Origin of the sequence: Bacillus sp. FJAT-18017 (genome assembly GCF_001278805.1) — a bacterium.
Classification (GTDB): Bacteria; Bacillota; Bacilli; order Bacillales; family Cytobacillaceae; genus Bacillus_D.
This window is the reverse complement of sequence record NZ_CP012602.1, coordinates 4,400,183-4,420,460: the sequence shown is the minus strand read 5'-3', so window position 1 is coordinate 4,420,460 and position 20,278 is coordinate 4,400,183. Positions and strand designations below refer to the sequence as shown.

The 20,278-nt window shown below is 45.4% G+C and carries 19 protein-coding genes; 11 read left to right on the top strand and 8 right to left on the bottom strand.

Going from position 1 to position 20,278, the window contains the following annotated elements:
- Positions 1 to 289: 289 nt before the first annotated feature.
- Together AM500_RS20625 and AM500_RS20620 are read left to right on the top strand one after the other, a co-directional pair.
- Positions 290 to 1,480, top strand: a complete 1,191-nt coding sequence (locus AM500_RS20625) for a M14 family metallopeptidase (RefSeq protein WP_053600916.1) — start codon at positions 290 to 292, stop codon at positions 1,478 to 1,480.
- 599 nt (positions 1,481 to 2,079) lie between these two features.
- Positions 2,080 to 2,748, top strand: a complete 669-nt coding sequence (locus tag AM500_RS20620; RefSeq protein WP_053600915.1) for an SOS response-associated peptidase — start codon at positions 2,080 to 2,082, stop codon at positions 2,746 to 2,748.
- 143 nt (positions 2,749 to 2,891) lie between these two features.
- On the opposite strand, the gene AM500_RS20615 is transcribed toward AM500_RS20620, so the two are convergent.
- Positions 2,892 to 3,125 (bottom strand): IDEAL domain-containing protein, encoded by a 234-nt coding sequence (locus tag AM500_RS20615; protein ID WP_043933120.1) that lies wholly within the window; start codon positions 3,123 to 3,125, stop codon positions 2,892 to 2,894.
- Positions 3,126 to 3,319: 194 nt separating this feature from the next.
- On the opposite strand from AM500_RS20615, the gene AM500_RS20610 reads away from it, so the two are divergent.
- Positions 3,320 to 3,880 (top strand): competence protein ComK, encoded by a 561-nt coding sequence (locus tag AM500_RS20610; protein ID WP_231688055.1) that lies wholly within the window; start codon positions 3,320 to 3,322, stop codon positions 3,878 to 3,880.
- A gap of 8 nt (positions 3,881 to 3,888) precedes the next feature.
- Here the strand turns inward: AM500_RS20610 and AM500_RS20605 are convergent, their stop codons facing one another.
- Complete coding sequence (locus tag AM500_RS20605; RefSeq protein ID WP_231688054.1) at positions 3,889 to 4,332, bottom strand: YhjD family protein; 444 nt, start codon at positions 4,330 to 4,332, stop codon at positions 3,889 to 3,891.
- 224 nt (positions 4,333 to 4,556) lie between these two features.
- On the opposite strand from AM500_RS20605, the gene AM500_RS20600 reads away from it, so the two are divergent.
- The 7 genes from AM500_RS20600 to AM500_RS20570 all read left to right on the top strand — a co-directional run bounded on the left by AM500_RS20600 (position 4,557) and on the right by AM500_RS20570 (position 16,720).
- The gene (locus AM500_RS20600) at positions 4,557 to 6,539 is read left to right on the top strand and encodes a S9 family peptidase (RefSeq protein ID WP_053600914.1); all 1,983 of its coding nucleotides are present in this window, start codon (positions 4,557 to 4,559) and stop codon (positions 6,537 to 6,539) included.
- 175 nt (positions 6,540 to 6,714) lie between these two features.
- On the top strand, positions 6,715 to 7,650 hold the full coding sequence (locus AM500_RS20595; protein ID WP_053600913.1) for an LCP family protein: 936 nt from the start codon (positions 6,715 to 6,717) through the stop codon (positions 7,648 to 7,650).
- A gap of 118 nt (positions 7,651 to 7,768) precedes the next feature.
- Positions 7,769 to 8,377 carry a TVP38/TMEM64 family protein gene (locus AM500_RS20590; protein ID WP_053600912.1) on the top strand — a complete coding sequence of 203 codons (609 nt, stop codon included), beginning with the start codon at positions 7,769 to 7,771 and terminating at the stop codon, positions 8,375 to 8,377.
- Positions 8,378 to 8,398: 21 nt separating this feature from the next.
- A complete protein-coding gene (gene lepB / locus AM500_RS20585) occupies positions 8,399 to 8,950 on the top strand; it encodes a signal peptidase I (RefSeq protein WP_442853979.1) in 552 nt (183 codons plus the stop codon).
- Positions 8,951 to 9,137: 187 nt separating this feature from the next.
- Complete coding sequence (gene addB, locus AM500_RS20580) at positions 9,138 to 12,635, top strand: helicase-exonuclease AddAB subunit AddB (RefSeq protein WP_053600911.1); 3,498 nt, start codon at positions 9,138 to 9,140, stop codon at positions 12,633 to 12,635.
- The gene (addA, locus tag AM500_RS20575; RefSeq protein ID WP_053600910.1) at positions 12,628 to 16,401 is read left to right on the top strand and encodes a helicase-exonuclease AddAB subunit AddA; all 3,774 of its coding nucleotides are present in this window, start codon (positions 12,628 to 12,630) and stop codon (positions 16,399 to 16,401) included. Before addB ends, addA begins: the two co-directional genes overlap by 8 nt.
- Positions 16,402 to 16,426: 25 nt before the next feature.
- Positions 16,427 to 16,720: an HNH endonuclease family protein gene (locus AM500_RS20570; RefSeq protein ID WP_053600909.1), complete on the top strand. Its 294-nt coding sequence runs from the start codon at positions 16,427 to 16,429 to the stop codon at positions 16,718 to 16,720.
- Between the two features lie 27 nt (positions 16,721 to 16,747).
- Here AM500_RS20570 and AM500_RS20565 read toward each other — a convergent pair whose 3' ends face one another.
- Genes AM500_RS20565 through AM500_RS20540 form a run of 6 tightly spaced genes read right to left on the bottom strand, consistent with a single transcriptional unit; the run spans position 16,748 to position 18,753 of the window.
- Positions 16,748 to 16,966: a spore germination protein gene (locus tag AM500_RS20565; protein WP_043933113.1), complete on the bottom strand. Its 219-nt coding sequence runs from the start codon at positions 16,964 to 16,966 to the stop codon at positions 16,748 to 16,750.
- 40 nt (positions 16,967 to 17,006) lie between these two features.
- A complete protein-coding gene (locus AM500_RS20560; RefSeq protein WP_053600908.1) occupies positions 17,007 to 17,387 on the bottom strand; it encodes a spore germination protein GerPE in 381 nt (126 codons plus the stop codon).
- The gene (locus AM500_RS20555) at positions 17,387 to 17,569 is read right to left on the bottom strand and encodes a hypothetical protein (protein WP_053600907.1); all 183 of its coding nucleotides are present in this window, start codon (positions 17,567 to 17,569) and stop codon (positions 17,387 to 17,389) included. The genes AM500_RS20560 and AM500_RS20555 overlap by 1 nt, the downstream gene beginning before the upstream one ends.
- Complete coding sequence (gene gerPC, locus AM500_RS20550) at positions 17,566 to 18,249, bottom strand: spore germination protein GerPC (protein WP_053600906.1); 684 nt, start codon at positions 18,247 to 18,249, stop codon at positions 17,566 to 17,568. Before gerPC ends, AM500_RS20555 begins: the two co-directional genes overlap by 4 nt.
- A 34-nt stretch (positions 18,250 to 18,283) precedes the next feature.
- Positions 18,284 to 18,520, bottom strand: coding sequence for a spore germination protein GerPB (locus AM500_RS20545; RefSeq protein WP_053600905.1), 237 nt, complete (start codon positions 18,518 to 18,520; stop codon positions 18,284 to 18,286).
- 11 nt (positions 18,521 to 18,531) lie between these two features.
- Positions 18,532 to 18,753, bottom strand: coding sequence for a spore germination protein (locus tag AM500_RS20540; protein ID WP_053600904.1), 222 nt, complete (start codon positions 18,751 to 18,753; stop codon positions 18,532 to 18,534).
- A 151-nt stretch (positions 18,754 to 18,904) separates the two neighbouring features.
- Between AM500_RS20540 and AM500_RS20535 the strand changes: the two genes are divergently transcribed.
- Positions 18,905 to 20,089 (top strand): DUF418 domain-containing protein, encoded by a 1,185-nt coding sequence (locus AM500_RS20535; protein WP_053600903.1) that lies wholly within the window; start codon positions 18,905 to 18,907, stop codon positions 20,087 to 20,089.
- Positions 20,090 to 20,278: the final 189 nt, after the last annotated feature.

The following is a 20,278-nucleotide window of genomic DNA, read 5'->3' as shown; positions in this document are numbered from 1 at the left end:
GCCAGATTCGTAACTAGGATAAAGTGAACGCCATAACACGGCAGAACAAGAAGTGCGCATAAAACGCAGAAAGTGTTCCATAAATCTTGAAAAGTGATCCGTAAATCAGAGAAAGTGATACATAACCAATCCGACAGAAAAACTGAACGTAACTGACTGTTGCATACCGGCATGCCGGAATGCATTCAAGCCCGGGGTGGGGGGGCGTACTGCTTGTATAGAGGGGGATAATTCGCGAAATCCACACATATAGTTTGGGGAATGCATGTTTTTAAAGGTGGGGAGAGGCATGGACGTAACGGTAAGGAGAGGCGATACACTTTGGTATTACAGCCAGCTTTTTAGAATTACCCTGCAGCTTATTGTTGACTCGAATAGAGGGATAAACACAGATGCCCTGTCTGTAGGGCAAAGAATCAGGATTCCAGGCTTTGTTGCCACCGGGTATCAGATCAGGACAGGAGATACGTTATGGCGAATTGCACAGAGCAGAAACCTTTCACTTGATGCCATCCTGCTTGTAAATCCAGGCTTGAATCCGAACCGGCTTCTAGTCGGACAGACCATTTTCCTTCCGCTCAGGATTACATGGAGACTTGTCCAGGGCAGGCGTGAGTATGACCATGGAGCGATGATGAACGATCTTTCAAGGCTGCAAAATGTCTATCCTTTTTTCCGCGTTTCTTCAATTGGCAATTCGGTCGCCGGCAGGAGCCTCCCCGAGGTGCTGATTGGCAATGGCAACAAGCGGGTTCATTATAATGGATCCTTTCACGCAAATGAATGGATTACGACGCCTGTTCTAATGATCTTTTTGAATGACTATTTATTGGCACTTACAAACCAAACAGGAATCCGCGGCCTTTCGGTTTTTCCATTGTATCGTCAGTCGACTCTTTCGCTCGTTCCAATGGTCAATCCGGATGGTGTTCATCTGGTCATCAACGGGCTGCCGCCAAATGACCCGTGGTACAGCAGGGTGGTTGGCTGGAACAATGGTAGTACGGATTTCTCCAATTGGAAGGCGAATTTGCGAGGCGTCGATTTGAATGACCAGTTCCCGGCGAGATGGGAACTTGAGCGGGCACGGAATCCAAAAGTGCCGGGACCGAGGGATTACGGTGGGGAAAGCCCGTTGTCCGAGCCTGAAGTTATTGCGATGGCGAATCTGACGAGAAGGCGTGATTTTGCAAGAGTGCTAGCTTTTCACACTCAGGGGCAGGTCATTTATTGGGGATTTGAGAATCTGGAGCCGCCTGTATCCGAGACAATGGTCAATGAGTTTGCAAGAGTTAGCGGCTATGAACCTGTTAAAACCATTGAGAGCTATGCAGGCTACAAGGATTGGTTCATCCAGGATTGGCGCCGGCCTGGCTTTACGGTCGAGCTTGGCAGCGGGGTAAATCCTCTGCCACTTGCCCAATTCAATGAGATTTATGAAGAAAGCCTTGGAATCTTCCTTGCGGGGTTGTATTTGTAAAAGGTCGTCTACTGGGTTCAGCATAGTTAACGAAAGCTGCTACCGCTAAGAGTTGTTTTTAGTTTTACTTTGAGTATTACTATTTATCATCTCGAGTTCACTAGTACTACTCAGAGACCGGCTAGTGAAAAGTCTATGACTGATTCATGTATTTGGTGAATAAGTGTTATACGGCGGCATAGTCATTTCTAGCACTACTCTGAGTAGTACCATTTTTCACCTCGGGTTCACTAGTACTACTCAGAGACCGGCTAGTGAAAAGTACTATGACAGATCCGTGTGTTTGGTGAAAAAGTGTGATGTGGCGGCATAGTCATTTCTAGTACTACTCTGAGTAGTACCATTTTTCACCTCGGGTTTACTAGTACTACTCAGAGACCGGCTAGTGAAAAGTGTTATGACTGATTCAAGTATTTGGTGAAAAAGTGTGATTGGAGAATTAATTTAGAGATGCTTATTGGAACCAAACCCACTCCGCCAACATTCATGCACTGGGTTAGTGGAAAGAGATTGAACCCCTCATCACTAAAGGGGTTTTCTTTCATTCTCGGACTTATTCATGTTAAAATTTTTGCAACATGAATGGGGGATGAGGTACCATGTGCGGACGTTTCTCGCTTATTACTGAGGTATATTCGTTAATGCAGCAGTTTGATTTCGAGTTTGACGGGGATTTGAACCCGCGTTACAATATTGCGCCGGGAACAAACATCCTTGCGATCGTAAACAGAGGCGGCAAGCGGGTTGGGATGGATTTTCGCTGGGGTCTGATTCCATATTGGGCAAACGACGAAAAAATAGGCTATAAAATGATCAATGCCCGGGCTGAATCAGTCCATGAGAAGCCAAGTTTTAAAAATCCATTGAAGACGAGAAGATGCCTAATCCCCGCGGATGGCTACTTTGAATGGAAGCGGGAGGGGAAAACCAAGCAGCCTTACCGGTTTGTCAGCAAGGAAACAGTCCCGTTTGCTTTTGCGGGTCTCTTTGACCGCTGGGACAAGGATGGAAAAACCATTTTTTCATGCACGATCATTACGACAGAGGCAAACGAAAAAACAGCCGCCATCCATGATAGAATGCCAGCAATCCTTGAACCGGAGCAGCAGAAAATTTGGCTAGACCCGGCAGTAGACAACCCGCTTGAATTAACGTCACTGCTTACACCGTTTCCATCTAATAAAATTGATTTTTACGAGGTCTCAACTCTTGTAAACTCGGCGAGGAATGAAGACAAAGAAATCATATTGCCGCTGAACAGTAAATGATCTTATAGACAAAAATTAATCACTTGCGGGAATGGCACTTCGTAGTTTAGTGCCTGTCATTCAGTATAAGCTACTAAAAGGTCAGAAAAAATCCGCCCCAATCCTGAGGCGGATTTACGTTTTTACTCTAAATTGGCTGCCTTTTATGCTCCGTATCGTTTGTTCAGCTCCTTCAGGCTTCCTGTTAAGTCCAGAAATACAAGTTTGTTGCGCTGTTCCAGTGACTCATCGATCTTTTTCATCAATTTTTCCTTTTCAATGTTTAGCTGGATTTCATTCAGCAGCATCTCAACATACATTTCCTGGAGTGATCCTTCAGCCTTTTCCTTTTTCATGGCGCCGATTTTCATTAATTCCGTATAGGATTTTTCGTTCATTTTTAATCCCCCCTGCTGCTTTTTTTTATTATATTGGTTGGGGGGACCAAAATCAACTAATTATTTTTAATTTTCAGAAAAATATTTTTAAATAGATATTGTGTATAAATTCGCAACTTTCTTTCAGTATTGATAGATTTTGGAAAAGAAATGATATGATGGACAAGTATCTATAATAGCGAGGAGCTGAAAGTGTGAAACAGAAGCAAATAGAAGAATACGAGATTAACCCGTGCACAATGTTTATTAAGCCATTTGTATATGGCAGCAAGGTGTATTCACAAATTTTCGAACTCGAAGATGAATTCATCTCTCCATTCAAGCCGCTTGAAATTGTCAGGAAAAGCTGCGAGTATTTCGGGAGTTCCTTTGACGGCAGGCGGGAAGGAACGAGGCAATTGATCGGTATTACCCACAAAGTCCCCATAGTTGTTGACCCCACTAATTTCATTTACCTTTTCCCTACAACATCGCCAAGCCGCCCTGAATGTATCTGGATATCCCATGAACATGTTATGGACCATGAACGAACCGCGGTTGGCGATACAGTTGTGACATTTCAAAACAAGCAGTCCTATCCGCTTCCAGTATCCTATAGTTCCTTCAAAAATCAGCTTCTGCGAACAGCCCTGCTCAGAACAAAACTTATGCAGCGCATTGAACAAATGGAACGAAAATCATATTATGTAGTCCATAGACCGAGACACCTTGAAGCGTCTGAACAGCATCGTAAATATGGCCAGTTTATTGAATAGATCTCCAACTATTTAGCCCTTGAAATTCCTGACTTGGTTGGCCCTTGGACGGATGGGCTCCCGGTATGCTGTTTGGCTGCCGCCTCTTCGCCAGAATGATGCCTGCCAATAAAATAATACTCCATTAATTCCTGTACCCTATTTCGGATGCGGGGATTAAAGTAGTTATGGTATTCTTCGTAGCCATTGTAAATAAACAGGAACATGGTAAATGCCTCGTCCCGTTTTGTCTCCATCACCTTTAGATTGTTTGCCTTCATGTATGCTTTTACCCCGGAAAGTTCTTTCTGGACAGCCTTCATTGTTTCCTCAACGAATTCCTTATAAGGCTTTTTAAGCTTGAATGGGCTATTTTCAATAACACCTAGATCTCTGTTAAGAATTGTCAGTACCATTGGCAAATAAATGGCCAGTTCCATGATATCACGGTCTTTTTCAGGTATTCTTGTCATCTGGGCACCTCCTCCAAAAAAACGGAACACTTGTTCGTATTTATCATACGAAATTCAAGATGAATTCGCAATAAGGAAATGATAAATATATCTTGATTCACTTCCGTTATAGTTATTTTCTGTTAGAGTATGCAGAAAAATTTAAAATTACGAATTATTTTTGCAGGAAAACTATTTCTGTTGTCGAAATAATTTTGTAACCAACAAAGAAGGTGGGAACTTGAATGGGCTTTACAGGCATTAAATCAGAGGATTTAGTTGAACTGAAATCGGCGGTTGACCCGCAGCTTTCACCAGATGGGACGCTATGCGCCTATACAGAAACCGGAATATGCAGTGAAAAGAAAGAGTATTACTCAAATATTTTTATAGTGGGCACGGAGGGACAAGCCGGTCCTGTTCAATGGACTTATGGAAAGCATAGGAATCATTCGCCACGCTGGTCACCAGATGGGACAAAGCTGGCTTTTGTTTCAAACCGAAGCGGCAAAAATCAATTATATATTGTCAACGCAGCTGGAGGGGAAGCGAGAATGCTGACCGACCTTGAAAATGGCGCAGGCAGACCGGTATGGTCACCCGATGGTACCAGGATTGCCTTTCAGGTGTCGGTTGAAACAGGAAAGAAAGCAACTGACAAGCAAGAAGAGAAAAAGGAAAAGGAATTAGAGCCTCTTGAAGTAACGAAAATGAAATACAAGTCCGATTCTTCCGGATTCTGGAAGGGGGATTATTCGCAAATTGCGGTTGTTGATGTAGAGACAGGTGAAGTCAGCCAATTGACCGACGGTAAGGAAGATTATCACCTCCACTGCTGGTCGCCGGACGGCAAAACATTGGCAATAGGTGCTGATCTCACCGAAGACAAGGATCAATCTTTTACGCTCGGGCTATATCTTTTCAATATTGAAACAGCGGAATTAACACAGCTGGAGACAGGGGAAGTTTCATTCTGGCAGGCATCCTGGTCTCCGGATGGCCGGAAGCTTGGATTGATTGGCCAGGGGAGAACGTTCCAAAATGCAACACTCGCTCGCGTCTGGGTGTATGACTTGGAAACAAAGGTATTTACCTGCATGACTGAGGGGCTTGACGCCACGGCTAGTGATACCGTAGCTGCCGATTTCCACCAGGGTGCAGTGTCGCCCGGCTTTATCTGGGCTGACGATAACACCAGCTTTTATTTTATCGCAAGCGACCTTGGCAATACGGTTGTTTATTATGGAAATACAGAAGGCGAATTGTACCCTGCGCTGCTTGGCGACCAGCATGTATATGGCCTGTCAGTCGACAGTAAAAACCAGCGGGCTGCAGTTGCCATCAGCAAGCCGCACGAGCCAGGGGATTTGTTTATGCTCACGATAACGGATGGCACCCTCACAAGGCTGACGTCTGTAAATGAGTCATTCCTTACGGGGAGGACTCTCTCAAAAGCGGAGCCGCTCACGTTTGAAGGAAGTGAAGGCCACTTCCTGAACGGCTGGATCATGAAACCGGCAGGCTTTGAGGAAGGAAAAAAATATCCGCTTGTCCTTGAAATCCATGGCGGACCGCATGCAATGTATGGGAACTCCTATATGAATGAATTCCAGATCCTTTCTTCGAGAGGATATGCTGTTCTTTACATAAATCCTCGTGGAAGCCATGGCTATGGCCAAGAGCATGTTAATGCAGTGCGCGGCGACTATGGCGGCGGAGATTACCAGGATGTAATGGCGGCAGTTGATTATGCACTTGAAACATATGATTTTATCGATGAAAACAGGCTGGGCGTAACCGGAGGAAGCTATGGCGGCTTCATGACGAATTGGATAGTCGGACAGACAAACCGCTTTAAGGCTGCTGTGACACAGCGTTCGATTTCAAACTGGGTCAGCTTTTACGGTGTCAGCGATATTGGCTACTATTTCACCGAATGGCAAATCGGTTCCGGTCTTGAGGATATTGAGAAGCTATGGAAACATTCGCCGCTTGCCTATGTGAAAAATATTGAAACACCTTTATTGATTCTCCATAGCGAAAAAGATTACCGGTGTCCAATCGAGCAGGCCGAGCAGCTTTTCATCGCAATGAAGCGGCTTGGCAAAGATGCTAAATTCGTTCGCTTTCCTGAATCTAACCATGAGCTATCAAGGAGCGGTAAACCCAATTTGAGAATTGCCCGGCTCAATTATATCGCCGACTGGTTTGACCAATATCTAAAATAAGAAGATTGCAGAAAGCCGCACATTTGCGGCTTTTGCCATTGAAGGCCTTTAACATAAACATGCCTGAATCTGCCATCATTCGCCTAAATTAGGCAAACAGCAACAATAATTGATAGAATGGACCTATAGCCCCTAATAAGGGAGACAATCATTTTTCTGGAATGGTGGGGTCTTAATGAGGTATGAACAGAGGCACGGTCAAAAAAAGAAGCGTTTTTGGAAGCCGTTTTTAACCGTCCTGCTCCTTCTTTTTGTTAGTATTGCCGCATATTCGTATATTCAATATAGGCAGGGCGTCAATCAATCGTTAGAGAAAATCGGCAATAAAGAAAAAGTAGAATATAAATTTTCCGGTAAAAAAGACCAGTATGGGGGAACGAATATCCTTCTATTGGGCAGCGACGCACGCGGAGATGAAAACTCCAGGGCGGATATGATCATGATTGCCCATTACAATGAGGACAAAGGCACATATAAGCTAACATCGATAATGCGGGACAGTTATGTGGAAATACCAGGACACGGTAAGCATAAAATTAACAGGGCCTTTCTTGAGGGCGGCCCGGAGTTGATGCGGCAAACCATTAAGGAAAACTTTGATATTGATTTGCAATATTATGCGATTGTGGATTTTGAGGGGTTCGTCCAGCTTATTGATGAAGCATTCCCCGAAGGTGTAGAAATTGATGTGGAGAAAAGAATGGAAAAGTACATTGGGGTCACACTTGAGCCAGGCGTACAAAGACTCGATGGGAAACATTTACTTGGCTACGTCAGATTTAGGCAAGATGCAGTCGGCGATTTTGGCCGGGTCGAACGCCAGCAGAAAGTCGTGAGCAAGGTAGCTGGGGAATTGTCCAGCATTGAAATGCTTCCCAAGCTGCCAAAACTGATTGGGGTCGTCCAGCCCTTTGTCAACACAAATGTGAACACGGGCGATATGATTTCTATGGCAATGGATTTTGTGAAAGGCGGGAGAGGTACTATCGAAACTCTTCGAATTCCCGTCAAGAACGGTTACACCGATGCAAGAGTAAGCGGCGATGGGTTGGTCCTGCAACTGGATTTGGAAAAAAACAAACAAGCCCTTCATGAATTCATCCAAAAATAGGCGTTAGAAGTTGTGATGAATTAAAAACGATATTACAAAATGGTTAAGTTTTTTTAAAAAAGATTAAATATGCCCCAAAAAGGATATAAAAAAGAAAGCTGGCAATAAGGAGTTTCAAATGGATGCTGAATTATTAAAATCATGGTTTACACTTGAGAATATCATGGAATTGATCCGTGAATACAAGTCTTTCGGGCCTATACCTGGGATTGTATTACCAATGCTTGAGGCGTTTCTGCCATTTCTGCCTTTGTTTCTATTTGTCATGGCCAATGCAAGTGCTTTTGGCTTATGGCTTGGCTTTTTATACTCTTGGGTAGGAGCGTGCATTGGGGCATTTCTTGTATTCTTCCTATTTCGGAAGTACGGACAAAGGCGGTTCCTGTCATTTCTGCAAAAGCATTCAACTGTCAGAAAGTTGATGAAGTGGGTGGAACGGCATGGATTTGGCCCATTGTTTTTGCTGCTTTGTTTTCCATTTACTCCTTCAGCGGTCGTTAATATTGTCGCCGGCCTTTCAAACGTCAGCACCAAGCAGTATATGCTCGCTGTTGTTGCCGGAAAAATGGCGATGATTTTTATGATTAGCTTTATCGGAGCTGATATTCGTTCCCTATTCACTCAGCCGCTCAGAACACTCATTGTGTTGATAGTCATTTTCATCCTGTGGCTGGCAGGGAAACAGATTGAACGAAGATTGACGATTGCCAGCGAAAAGCAGGATTGATTTTGCGCGGGGGCGATTAAGTTGACAGGCTGGAAAAAGGAAGCATTTGAATGGCTAAAAGCCTTTGCTGTCGGTATGGTCATATTTATTTTCATTAGGTCCTTCTTCTTTTCTAATTATGTGGTTGAAGGAGAATCAATGATGCCGACGTTGAAGGATGGAAATAAGCTTGTGGTCAATAAGATCGGTTATCAAATAGGGGACCTGGGACGGTTTGACGTAATCGTTTTCCATGCTAATGAGCGTGAAGATTATGTCAAACGGATTATCGGATTGCCTGGTGATCAGATTGAATATAAGGATGACAGGCTTTATATTAACGGGAAGGAATACGAGGAGCCTTTTCTGGACAGGTTCAGGCAAGTGCATCCTGGACAGCCGCTGACAGGGGATTTCACCTTGACGGACTTGACTGGCAAACAGAAGGTACCTAAAGGGAAGCTATTTGTTATGGGCGATAATCGCCTCGAAAGTTGGGATAGCCGCCATTTTGGTTTTATTCCCGTTGAACAGGTGGTTGGAAAGGTAAATCTATTGTATTGGCCAATCCAGGATGTCGCAATTTCTCCCTAAATAGTATATTGATTTAAAACCCGGCTGTGGCTGGGTTTTTTGTGTTGGCAGCGATTGAGGAAATAGCGGTTTGGTTTGGATTTTAATATCCTAGTATTTGGTATCAAACAGGATAGCGTAATGCAAACATTTGTACCCTTTTTGTGGTAAAATAGTGAGTATGCAGAAAAAGGACGGAGGATGAGCAATGTCGCTACGAATGCTGATTGGAAGAGCCGGGAGCGGGAAGACACTGACCTGCCTGGATGAAATTAAATCTAAGCTGATCGAGAGTCCGGAGGGGCCCGCAATCATATATCTTGTTCCAGAGCAAATGACGTTCTTGTCGGAGTACAGGCTGGCAACAGACGAGGCAATTGGAGGTATGATCCGTGCCCAGGTTTATAGTTTTTCAAGGCTCGCCTGGAGAGTACTTGGAGAAACCGGGGGCTCAAGCCGATACCATTTAAGCAGTGTCGGATTGAACATGCTGATCCGGAAAATTATCGAAGAGCAAAAAGACCAATTAATCCTGTTTCGCCGCGCAGCGGATAAAAATGGCTTCATCTCTCAGGTTGAAGACATGCTCATTGAGTTTAAACGATATTTAATAGATCCTGAAACGCTTGCTGAAGGGCGTTCCCAGATGAATGCCAACCGCACTGATGCTAAATCACTGGCGGATAAAATGCACGATTTGGAAATCATTTATAAACATTTTGAAGAGGCAGCATCCGGAAAGTACATAGATTCGGAGGATTATTTCCACCTTCTGGCCGAGAAGACTGCCCAGTCCGCTTACTTGAAGGATGCCGAAATTTATATTGACGGCTTTTACAGCTTTACGCCGCAGGAGTACAGGGTTATCGGTGAGCTCCTGAAGGTGTGTAAAAGGGTGACGGTCACATTGACCCTTGATAAGCCGTGTCCGGATAGGGCCCCGGATGAGCTGAATTTATTCAGGATGTCGGGGAATGCTTGCAAGACCTTCTTTGATCTGGCAAGAAGCGAAAATATTGAAATGGAAGAGCCGGTTATCCTCGGAGGCCAAAAGCGCTTTAATAATCCGTCGCTTCGGCACCTTGAAGCTCAGTTTGATTCCCGGCCAGCATCTACTTTTGATGGAGTACCCGATGTAACCATCATCCAGGCAGTAAACCGCAGGGCGGAAATTGAAGGAATTGCGAGGGAAATCAGGACTCTTACAAGGGAAAAGGGATACCGGTACAAAGATATCGCTGTGCTTGTCCGGAACGGCCGTGAATATCATGAAACAATTGATCCGGTATTCTTTGATTACGAGATTCCTTATTTCATAGACCAGAAGCGGACGATGCTTAACCATCCGCTTGTCGAGTTTATCCGCTCCGCGCTTGAAACTGTAAATGGCAATTGGCGTTATGAGCCTGTTTTTCGCGCAGTCAAAACCGAACTGCTTTTCCCGTTGGAAATCAATGCGGATTTCACGCGCAGGCAGATGGACAGGCTTGAGAATTATGTCCTGTCACATGGTATCCAGGGAAGCAAATGGACAAAGAAGGACCGCTGGAAATACAGAAGAGTGCGCGGACTCGAGTTTATTTCACAAACACAGACTGATGAGGAAATCAGGATTGAACGGGAGTTGAATGAGCTTCGGCTGATTATTTCGGCTCCACTGATGAGGCTGTCAAGGCGCCTGAAAAGAGCCGACTCGGGACGGAAAATGTGCGAAGCGGTTTATTTGCTGTTAGAAGAACTCGACATTCCTGCAAAGCTTGAAAGATGGAAGGCTGAAGCTGAGAGGGAAGGGAACTTGATTAAGGGACGAGAGCATGACCAGGTATGGAACGCGGTCATCGACCTCCTGGACCAGTATGTCGAAATGCTGGGGAATGAAAAAGTCACTTCCCAGCAGTTTGCAACGATTCTGGATGCGGGGATAGAAGCACTTGAATTCTCTTTGATTCCCCCGGCTATTGATCAGGTCATGGTGGCCAATCTTGATAAATCAAGATTGGCAGAAATCAAGGTTGCCTTTGTCATAGGTTTGAATGAAGGTGTTCTTCCTGCAAAAATCAGTGACGACGGCATAATCGGCGACACCGAAAGGCAGCTGCTTCTTGGTGCAGGGCTGAAACTCGGGCCTAGCAGCACCGAGCGCCTTCTTGATGAAAACTTCCTGGCATACAAGGCATTTGTAACACCGGCTGATGCGCTTTATGTGAGCTATCCGCTAGCGAACGCGGAAGGTAAATCGCTTATCCCATCTTCCTATATTTCGAGGATAAAAGATTTGTTTCCGGATGCGAGGGAATGCATGTATGCTGCAGACCCTGCTGACCAGCTTGAAGACGAACAGCTTGCCTTCGTCTCAAACAAGGGCACAGCATTGTCATACCTCACTTCACAGCTTCAGCAGAAGCAAAGAAATTACCCGGTATATACATTCTGGTGGGATGTTTATAATTATTTTGCTGAAAATCCGGTCTGGAGAGACCGGGCACGCTCAGTTCTATCAAGCCTTTTTTACACAAACAGGACAGTCAGCCTGCCGCCGGACCTTGCCGAAGAGCTGTACGGAGAAGATATCCAGGGAAGTGTTTCAAGAATGGAGCTATTCAACAGCTGCCCGTTCTCTCATTACATCCAGCATGGCCTGAAGCTTCGCGACAGACAGATTTACCGGCTGGAGGCACCGGACATTGGCGAGCTGTTTCATGCGGCATTAAAGTATATAGCAGAAACAGTCAAAGAACAGAACATTGCCTGGGCCCAGCTTTCCAGGGGACAATGCGAAAGGCTGGCAAAACAGGCTGTTGAGGCAATTGCCCCAAGGCTTCAGAATGAGATATTGCTAAGTTCAGAGAGGCATCACTATATTAAAAGAAAACTTGAACAAATTATCACCAGGGCGTCGCTAGTCTTAAGCGAGCATTCAAAACTGAGTGAATTTGAACCAATCGGCCTTGAAGTGGGCTTTGGCCGCGGCGGGCAGCTGCCTCCGTTGACATTTGGTCTGAAAAATGGCCGCAGGATGGAGCTTGCAGGCCGGATTGACCGGATCGACAGCGGCGAAGGGAAAAACGGTGAGCTGTTCTTAAGGGTCATTGATTACAAGTCCAGCAGCAGGGGATTAAATCTCTCCGAAGTTTACTACGGTATAGCATTGCAGATGCTCACCTATCTCGATATTGCCATTTCGAATTCAGCCGAGCTTACGAGAAGGGATGCCGAGCCGGCAGGGGTGTTCTATTTCCACGTCCATAACCCGATGATTTCAGCCAAGAAAAATATGGACGAAGACGAGCTTGAGCAGGAGATACTTAAACAGTTCAAAATGAGCGGCCTTGTCCTTGAGGATGCGGAAGTTATCAGGCTTATGGATAAGAGCCTTGAGACCGGCACGTCCCATATCATTTCCGCGGGCATTAAAGCAGACGGCTCAATCAGGAGCGGTTCAAAAACGGCCACAGCTGATGAAATTCAGGATTTACGGAAATTTGTCCGTAAAGTATACGAAGATACAGGTAACGCGATTATTTCTGGAGAAGTTGGGATAGATCCGTACAGGATGAAGGATAAAAATCCATGCCAGTTCTGTTCCTATAAGCCTGTCTGCCAATTCGATGAATCGATTGAGGGTTCGAAATTCCGCAGGCTTGTTCCGAAGAACGACAAGGATGCAATTGAGTTGATCCGGAAGGAGGTAAACGAAAATGAGTAAGGTTGTCATACCGCCGATGCCACAAGGGCTAAAATGGACGAATGACCAGTGGAAGGCCATTATGGCTGGTGATACCGATATCCTGGTTGCGGCAGCAGCAGGTTCTGGAAAAACTGCTGTCCTCGTCGAAAGGATTATCAGTAAAATCATTTCACCAGACGATCCGATTGATGTTGATCAGCTTCTTGTCGTAACGTTCACCAATGCGTCTGCTGCTGAAATGCGCCACCGAATTGGTGATGCGCTTGAAAAGGCGATAAATGAAAATCCGGAATCCCGCCATCTTCGCAAGCAGTTCAGCCTGCTGAACAAAGCGTCTATATCAACACTTCACTCCTTCTGCCTCGATGTTGTCAGGAAATATTATTACCTGATAGATGTTGACCCCGGTTTCCGGATTGCCGATGACACAGAAGCCCAGCTTTTAAGGGATGAAGTGATGGACGCAATGCTTGAAGAGGAATATGGCACAAAGGGCAATGAACCATTTTTCCGTCTTGTTGACACGTTTACATCGGACAGGACTGACGAAGCACTTCTGGAAATCGTTTCGGACATGTTTGATTTTGCACGATCAAATCCAAATCCTGCACGCTATCTTGAGGCAATCGTATCAATGTACGATACTTCAAATACATCAAAGGTAGAGGAACTGCCCTTCATTGACTCACTTTTGTTCGACATTAAGCTTCAACTGAGGAGCGCGAGGCATTTTGCGGAAAAGGCTTTGGCGGTTTCAAAGCTTCCTGACGGGCCGGCGCCCCATGCCGAGGCCTTTCTCCAGGATATAAACCTGATTGACACAATGCTTGCAGTGAGCGATTCATGGGATGCCCTCTACGCGGCCATGCAATCCTATACCTTTGCTAAGGCAAGTTCGATCAGGAAGGGAACAGTTGATGATGAATTAAAGAAAAAAGCCGGTAAGTTCAGAGATAAGGCTAAAAAAATTGTCAACGACCTTCGAGATGAACTTTTTTCAAGAAGGCCTGAAAGCTTCCTGCGGGACATGGCTGATATGAAGCCGGTCATTGAAACACTGGTTTCGCTCGTGGCGAAATTTGCCGTCCGGTTTGAAGCAGCCAAGAGGGAAAGAGGTTTGGTCGATTTCTCTGACCTTGAGCATTATTGCCTTGATATCCTTGGGCAAGGGGAAACCGAAGAAGGGGTCAGGATTCCATCAGCAGCGGCACTTGCCTACAAGGAGCGGTTCCGTGAAGTTCTGGTTGATGAATACCAGGATACAAATATGGTCCAGGAAACGATCCTGCAGCTCGTTTCCGGAGGCCATGGACAATCAGGCAACCTGTTTATGGTCGGCGATGTCAAGCAATCCATCTATCGGTTCCGGCTTGCTGAGCCCAATTTGTTCCTTGGAAAGTATAACCGTTTTTCAAAGGAAGGTACCTTATCCGAAGGCTTGCGGATTGATCTTGCCCGAAACTTCCGGAGCCGCCGGGAAGTCCTGGATGCGACCAATTATCTGTTCAGGCAAATCATGGGTGAAAAAGTTGGCGAGATTGTCTATGATGAGTCAGCTGAACTCAAGGAGGGCGCGAAGTATCCTGCGGAGCCATTCCCGGTTGAGTTACTCGTCATAGATCAAGGCGCAAAAAGCGATAAAGAAGACACAGTGGAAGAGTTTGATGGTGAGTTGCTTGATGCTGAAGATCTTGAGCAATCGCAGCTTGAGGCCAGGGTGATGGCTGCGAAAATTAAGGAAATGATTTCATCAGGCCGGCCTGTCTACGATGCAAAAACAGACACATCAAGGCCCATCCGTTATCGTGACATCGTTATCCTGCTCCGCTCAATGACATGGGCGCCGCAAATCATGGAGGAGTTCAAACAGCAAGGTCTGCCAATCTACGCGAATTTGTCGACAGGCTACTTTCAGGCAACTGAAGTCGCAATCATGATGTCTTTGTTAAGGGTCATTGATAACCCGTATCAAGATGTTCCGCTTGCTGCGGTACTGCGCTCTCCAATTATTGGATTAAATGAAGAAGAGCTCGCCTTTATAAAAATCCAGGATAAAAAAGGCTCCTACTGGGACAGTGTGGTGTCTTTCTGCAAACAAGCCTCTCCACCAGGGCGTGAGGAGCTGCATGAGAAAATCTGCCGCTTCAGTCAACGTCTTGAAGACTGGCGGTCACTGGCAAGACAAGGCTCGCTTTCGGAACTGATTTGGCAGCTCTACCGCGATACAGGCTTTTATGACTTTGCTGGAGGATTGCCGGGTGGAAAACAGCGCCAGGCAAACCTGCGCGCCCTTTATGACAGGGCAAGACAATATGAAGAGACTTCCTTCCGGGGATTGTTCAGGTTCCTGAGATTCATTGAACGGATGATGGACCGGGGAGATGACCTAGGTGCGGCGAGGGCGCTGGGTGAACAGGAAGATGTTATCCGGATTATGACAATCCACTCAAGCAAGGGGCTCGAATTCCCCGCTGTATTCATTGCGGGACTAGGCAGGAATTTCAACATGATGGATATCCGCAGTTCCTATATGCTTGACAAGGAATTCGGGTTTGCCACAAAACACATCAATCCTGATAAGCGGATTGCCTACCCATCACTCCCGCAGCTTGCTTTTAAGCGGAAAAAGAGAATGGAAATGCTTGCTGAGGAAATGCGCGTCCTATATGTAGCGATGACACGTGCAAAAGAAAAGCTCTATATGGTTGCGACCATCAAGGATGTAAACAAAAAGCTTGAACAATGGGAAGATATTGCCGTCCATCGCGACTGGCTGCTCAGTGACTCCGAAAGGGCCGCTGCCAATGGCTATTTTGACTGGATAGGTCCAGCGCTTGTCCGCCATGCCGATTGCCTTCAGCTGCGCAGAAAGGAGATTGGCCCTGAGGTGGATGAAAGCATATGCAGGGATTCTTCCAAATGGGCAGTGGCCATAATTGAAGCTGACGACATCCAGCTGGAGACGGAACAAAACAGCCTGGAAAATGACGGTATGCTTGAAGCAGTCAAGGAGATGCGCCCTGTCCCGATTACGTCAGAAAAGGAAACAGAAGTCGTCGGCAGGCTAACCTGGGAGTATGCCTTTAAAGATGCCTCCAGCCACAGGGCGAAACAGACCGTATCGGAAATGAAGCGCAACCGGGAAATTGCTGATGAGCAAAGTGGTACTGAAATCCTTAGGAAAACGAGAAAGACGATCCTTGACAGACCGAGGTTCATGCAGGAAAAGTCCCTTAGCCCTGCTGAACGAGGCACAGCTCTTCACAGTGTTATGCAGCACGTTAATCTTGCAGAACCAATTACGGATGAATCCGTGAGAGAGCTCGTTAAGCGTATGGTTTCACAAGAATTTCTTACCGAGGAACAGGCCGAAGTCATCGACCCGCAGCTTGTTGTCCGCTTTTTTGAAACCGAAATTGGAAAACGGATGATTTCAGCCGACAAACTTTATCGGGAGGTTCCGTTCACCGCTTCACTTCAGGCGCATGAGGTTTATCCCGGCTGGAAAGATGAAAATGAGCAAATTTTCATCCAGGGTATTATTGACTGCGTATTTGAAGATAGCCAGGGGCTTGTTATGCTTGATTTCAAATCCGATCGGATTACTGGCCGCTTCCATAGCGGCTGGGCAGGTGCGGCTCCAATCCTTGAAGAGCGTTACAGGCTGCAGATTGAGCTTTACACCAAAGCGCTTGAAAAAATCTGGCGCCGCCAAGTTGATGAACGGTATCTGTTTTTCTTTGATGGAGCCCATATATTAAAGCTTGAAAGGGAAGGCTTGTAGTAAGTCATAAGGATGGAGGCGTGTGATGAAATCTGCAATCGGCCAATGCGAGCTTTGCTTGCGTAAGGATGTTGAAACAACGGTTCATCACCTGACACCAAGGGAGATGGGCGGAACCTTCATGCCAACTGCTGATCTGTGCAAAGCATGCCATAAGCAGATACACGCGCTCTATCCGAATGAGGAACTGGCAGTGCGGTTAAATACAATTGAGCGATTGAGGTATGATCCTGAGATAGCGAAATTTCTGAAATGGATAAAGAAACAGCCAGCTAGCCGCCTTCCGAAAGTAAGCAAGTCGGCCAGAAGAAAAAGGTAATGGCATGAACCAATTGGTTCATGCCATTTATTTGTTTCCTGTCATAGGTTGGTCGAGCAATTTTGTATCCAAGACGTTTGTGCCGCTTACAGCACTTCCTGTTCCGATTAACACACCGGTGTTGGCACTGCCTGCTCCTGTAAAGGATTTTGAAGAGCTTTTTGGTGAAATATTTAGGGCGTCACCAAAGTGAACTGTTCCTCCACTGACATTGTTGATGTGAATAGGGCCAATGAGTGCTGGCATTAAATCGCCTCACTTTTTTATTAAGTTTGCTCTTTCTGTCTTACTGGTAACCATCGCGCTCTTCAAGCTGGCGGATATGTTTTACTCTTCCCTCCAGGCTAATGTGATTAACATTACCAACATGGAGGAAGGAGCTTGACGAAATACCGTTTATTTTTATGGATCCGACTTTAATAATTGGATTTTCATTAAATGAAAGAATTTGAATCGGCTCGTTTAATAGCGGAAGTGGAATTTCTTTAGAAAATACAGGAAAGCTAGCAAATTCCCCTTCGTTGCCATAAAAAAGTTCTCTCTCCCTCTGGACAGCGATTGCTCTAGAAAAACCATTAATAATTGAAGTGTCTCCTAGCTGAACCAAGGAGGAATATTGAACTGATTCAACAATAATGCTTTTTACGGAGGATGACCGTTGTAACATTAGCTTCCCTCAGGGGCAAGAGGGACGAATGGACCAATAATCAATGATTCCGCAGGTGTATCAAAAGCGGAGGCAAGCTGGATTGTTTGCGCATCCCCCACCAAAAGAATCGAGGAGCTAGACACGCCCAATACTTTAATACTGCCCACAGAAAGTTCTCTATTATAAACTTGAAAAATCATAAGGACCCGCCTTTCATTTGATCGGGCAGATTTGTCAGAAATGACCGGATGCCGTTTTCAATTTCCTGTTTCAAAGCAGCGATCACTATTTCACTATCAACCTCTATACCAGAGGCACTTGCTCGTCTTATATGTGATTCAATTCTGCCGGGAAGCTGTTTCTTTACGTCACTAGTTATAAATGAAAGATAGTTATCCAATTGGGGAAGCCCCAATTCTTCCTGGAGATGCCCAAGTCTGGATGGAAGCTCTTGCTCGAGATACGTATGGATTGCATCAGTAATTTCTGTAATTCTCTGCATGAAGTTGGTTGGATCCATGGGCTGAATTGGTTGTGGGTTATATCCGGGATTTCCTTCGAATGGCTGCTGGTCCTGAGGTGCCATACCCTGTGGAGACCCAGGCTGACCCGGATAACCATTTTGGCCCTCGGAAATCGCCATTTCCTCAATCCCCTGAAGGTCCTTCGGATTTAGGCCAATACTTAAGGTGCCTTCAAGTGTTTCAACTTTAAGCTGGTCAAATTTATATTGAATGGTGCCAACCTGGATAGAAGGCTTATCCTTCAGAAGTCTAATCTCCTCTTCAGCGCAGCGGAGTGATTCCTCCAAATTGGCAATTTTTTGGCTGAGAATGTGCAATTGTCCCTGCATCCATTGAAGGGCCTGATAAAAATCCATGGTTACACCTCGCTTTTGCTGTCTAACTCAAAATTTAAAGCGGAACTGCTGGTGTTTGTGTTAAAGGCAGCTGTCCGCCTGAATCCTGTTGCGGTGCCAGTTGGAACGGCTTTTGAGTTTTGGGGGCCGGGCCCGTAAAGCCGCCTGTATTGGACAAATGGGAAGCTGGTTTAATGATGCCTGAACTGCCGATTTGGAAGACGGAGGAATTCGAAATCCCTCCAATCCTAATGCTTTGGATAGTAATGGACTGTTGGATATAGATATTCATTTACCCGCCCCCTAGACATTGAATGCAATTGGCTGGTCAATTCCATCAGTTTCGTGAACATTTGTAGAGCTAATATGGTTTAAGTTATGAATGGCATCGCCTGTGTTGAACGAGCCGGCACCTGCAAACGTCTTTGCGTTTGAAACCGGGGATATGCTATATACATCACCGATATTGAAAATTGAACTGCTTCCAAGTGAAATGACCTGGACTACTCCAACAATTGCTGGCATGGAATACACCCTTTTTCATCATTCTCCTTTTTATCCTATGTACATGGGCATTATATGTGAGCAATTTGCCCGATTTTTACTAAGGTGTTCCAATGGATGTTTTTTCCGGTATAATGAAAACTTATTAATGAAGCTGCAAGGAGATGGATGGATGAAAGACTTAGTGGGGCCTACAGGTGAAAAAGGGAGAATAGCATCATTGGATGCAATGAGAGGACTGGCGATTCTCGGAATCTATTTCGTTAACATGATGTCTTTCCATTCTCCATTCATGTTCATTGATCCTTTGGAATGGTGGGATAGCGGTCTTGACCGAATTGTCTATATCGGAATTGATATATTTGCCCAGGCTAGCTTCTATCCGCTTTTCTCAATGCTGTTCGGCTTTGGACTCGCATTGACAAGGGAGCGCGTACTTGAAAGGGGTGGCAGTTTTTCCAGCGTTTCTTTAAGAAGATTATTGTTCTTATTAGTTGTGGGAGTTATCCACGCCTTCATTATCTGGCCAGGCGATATTTTAATTACATACGCAGTCATCGGATTTTTATCATTATCTTTTCTTCGCTTGAGTGGAAAGGCGTTGCTCGCTGTGGGGATTGGTATGTATGCCATTCCTAACCTTATGCTGGGCTTGTTGTTAGTGGTGGCCCATTTATTTAGTCCTGGGGCTGCCGTTTCATATGAGCCGGAAGAAGCGGAAAAGGCGTTAAGCATCTATGGGCAAGGCTCTTTCCTTGAAATAACCGGGATGAGAACGGAAGAGTGGCTTTCCAACAACAATCCTGAAACAGCTCCAATTTTGCTGTTTTCACTTCTTCCGCTGTTCCTGATAGGAGCGGCGATTTCAAAATTAAAGTGGCTTGAAGAAGCGTCTAAACAGTTAAATAAATTGAGGATAGTGACCTTTACAGCTTTATTCATCGGCTTGCTAATTAAGCAGCTTCCTTATTTTATACCTGGCAGCTATCCGGCTGAATTTTTCCAGGATTTCTTTGGCGGGCCTCTACTGGCATTCGCCTATGCAGGGCTTGTGGCACTTTATACTGAAAAAAGAGGCGCTGGGAAAGGGCTTATTTCAAATGTCGGACGGATGTCCATGTCCAACTATTTGTTCCAATCCTTAGTATCGACGATTATCTTTTATGGATATGGCCTTGGGCTTTACGGAAAGGTAACACTTTTTCAAGGTGTATTGATTGTTATAGCAGTTTATTTGCTTCAGGTGTTTTTAAGCAGGATATGGCTGAAGAAATTCAGGTTTGGTCCGGTTGAATGGGTTTGGAGAAGTTTTACGTATTTATCCTGGCAAAGAATACTCAAGGGGGAGCGGGCATGAAGAAAATTATGATTATCGGAAGCGGCGAGCCGGTCAAAGTACTCTTGCCAAAGAACTCGGCAGAAAGTTTGCTATTCCAGTGCATCATCTAGACACGTTATTTTGGAAGCCGGGTTGGATGCCTACCCGCAGGGAAGAATTTCAGCAAATCCAAAATAGTATCCTAGCAGAGGATTGTTGGATTATTGA

Coding starts and splice junctions, on each gene's coding strand:
- gerPC (WP_053600906.1), bottom strand. CDS start 18,249: ATGGATTTTTATCAGGCCCTTCAATGGATGCAGGGACAATTGCACATT.
- AM500_RS20555 (WP_053600907.1), bottom strand. CDS start 17,569: ATGATTTTTCAAGTTTATAATAGAGAACTTTCTGTGGGCAGTATTAAA.
- addA (WP_053600910.1), top strand. CDS start 12,628: ATGAGTAAGGTTGTCATACCGCCGATGCCACAAGGGCTAAAATGGACG.
- AM500_RS20625 (WP_053600916.1), top strand. CDS start 290: ATGGACGTAACGGTAAGGAGAGGCGATACACTTTGGTATTACAGCCAG.
- AM500_RS20615 (WP_043933120.1), bottom strand. CDS start 3,125: ATGAACGAAAAATCCTATACGGAATTAATGAAAATCGGCGCCATGAAA.
- AM500_RS20540 (WP_053600904.1), bottom strand. CDS start 18,753: ATGCCAGCAATTGTTGGAGTAGTCCAGGTCATTTCACTTGGAAGCAGT.
- AM500_RS20545 (WP_053600905.1), bottom strand. CDS start 18,520: ATGAATATCTATATCCAACAGTCCATTACTATCCAAAGCATTAGGATT.
- AM500_RS20590 (WP_053600912.1), top strand. CDS start 7,769: ATGGATGCTGAATTATTAAAATCATGGTTTACACTTGAGAATATCATG.
- AM500_RS20570 (WP_053600909.1), top strand. CDS start 16,427: ATGAAATCTGCAATCGGCCAATGCGAGCTTTGCTTGCGTAAGGATGTT.
- AM500_RS20595 (WP_053600913.1), top strand. CDS start 6,715: ATGAGGTATGAACAGAGGCACGGTCAAAAAAAGAAGCGTTTTTGGAAG.
- AM500_RS20600 (WP_053600914.1), top strand. CDS start 4,557: ATGGGCTTTACAGGCATTAAATCAGAGGATTTAGTTGAACTGAAATCG.
- AM500_RS20535 (WP_053600903.1), top strand. CDS start 18,905: ATGAAAGACTTAGTGGGGCCTACAGGTGAAAAAGGGAGAATAGCATCA.
- AM500_RS20605 (WP_231688054.1), bottom strand. CDS start 4,332: ATGACAAGAATACCTGAAAAAGACCGTGATATCATGGAACTGGCCATT.
- AM500_RS20565 (WP_043933113.1), bottom strand. CDS start 16,966: ATGCCAGCACTCATTGGCCCTATTCACATCAACAATGTCAGTGGAGGA.
- AM500_RS20560 (WP_053600908.1), bottom strand. CDS start 17,387: ATGTTACAACGGTCATCCTCCGTAAAAAGCATTATTGTTGAATCAGTT.
- addB (WP_053600911.1), top strand. CDS start 9,138: ATGTCGCTACGAATGCTGATTGGAAGAGCCGGGAGCGGGAAGACACTG.
- AM500_RS20620 (WP_053600915.1), top strand. CDS start 2,080: ATGTGCGGACGTTTCTCGCTTATTACTGAGGTATATTCGTTAATGCAG.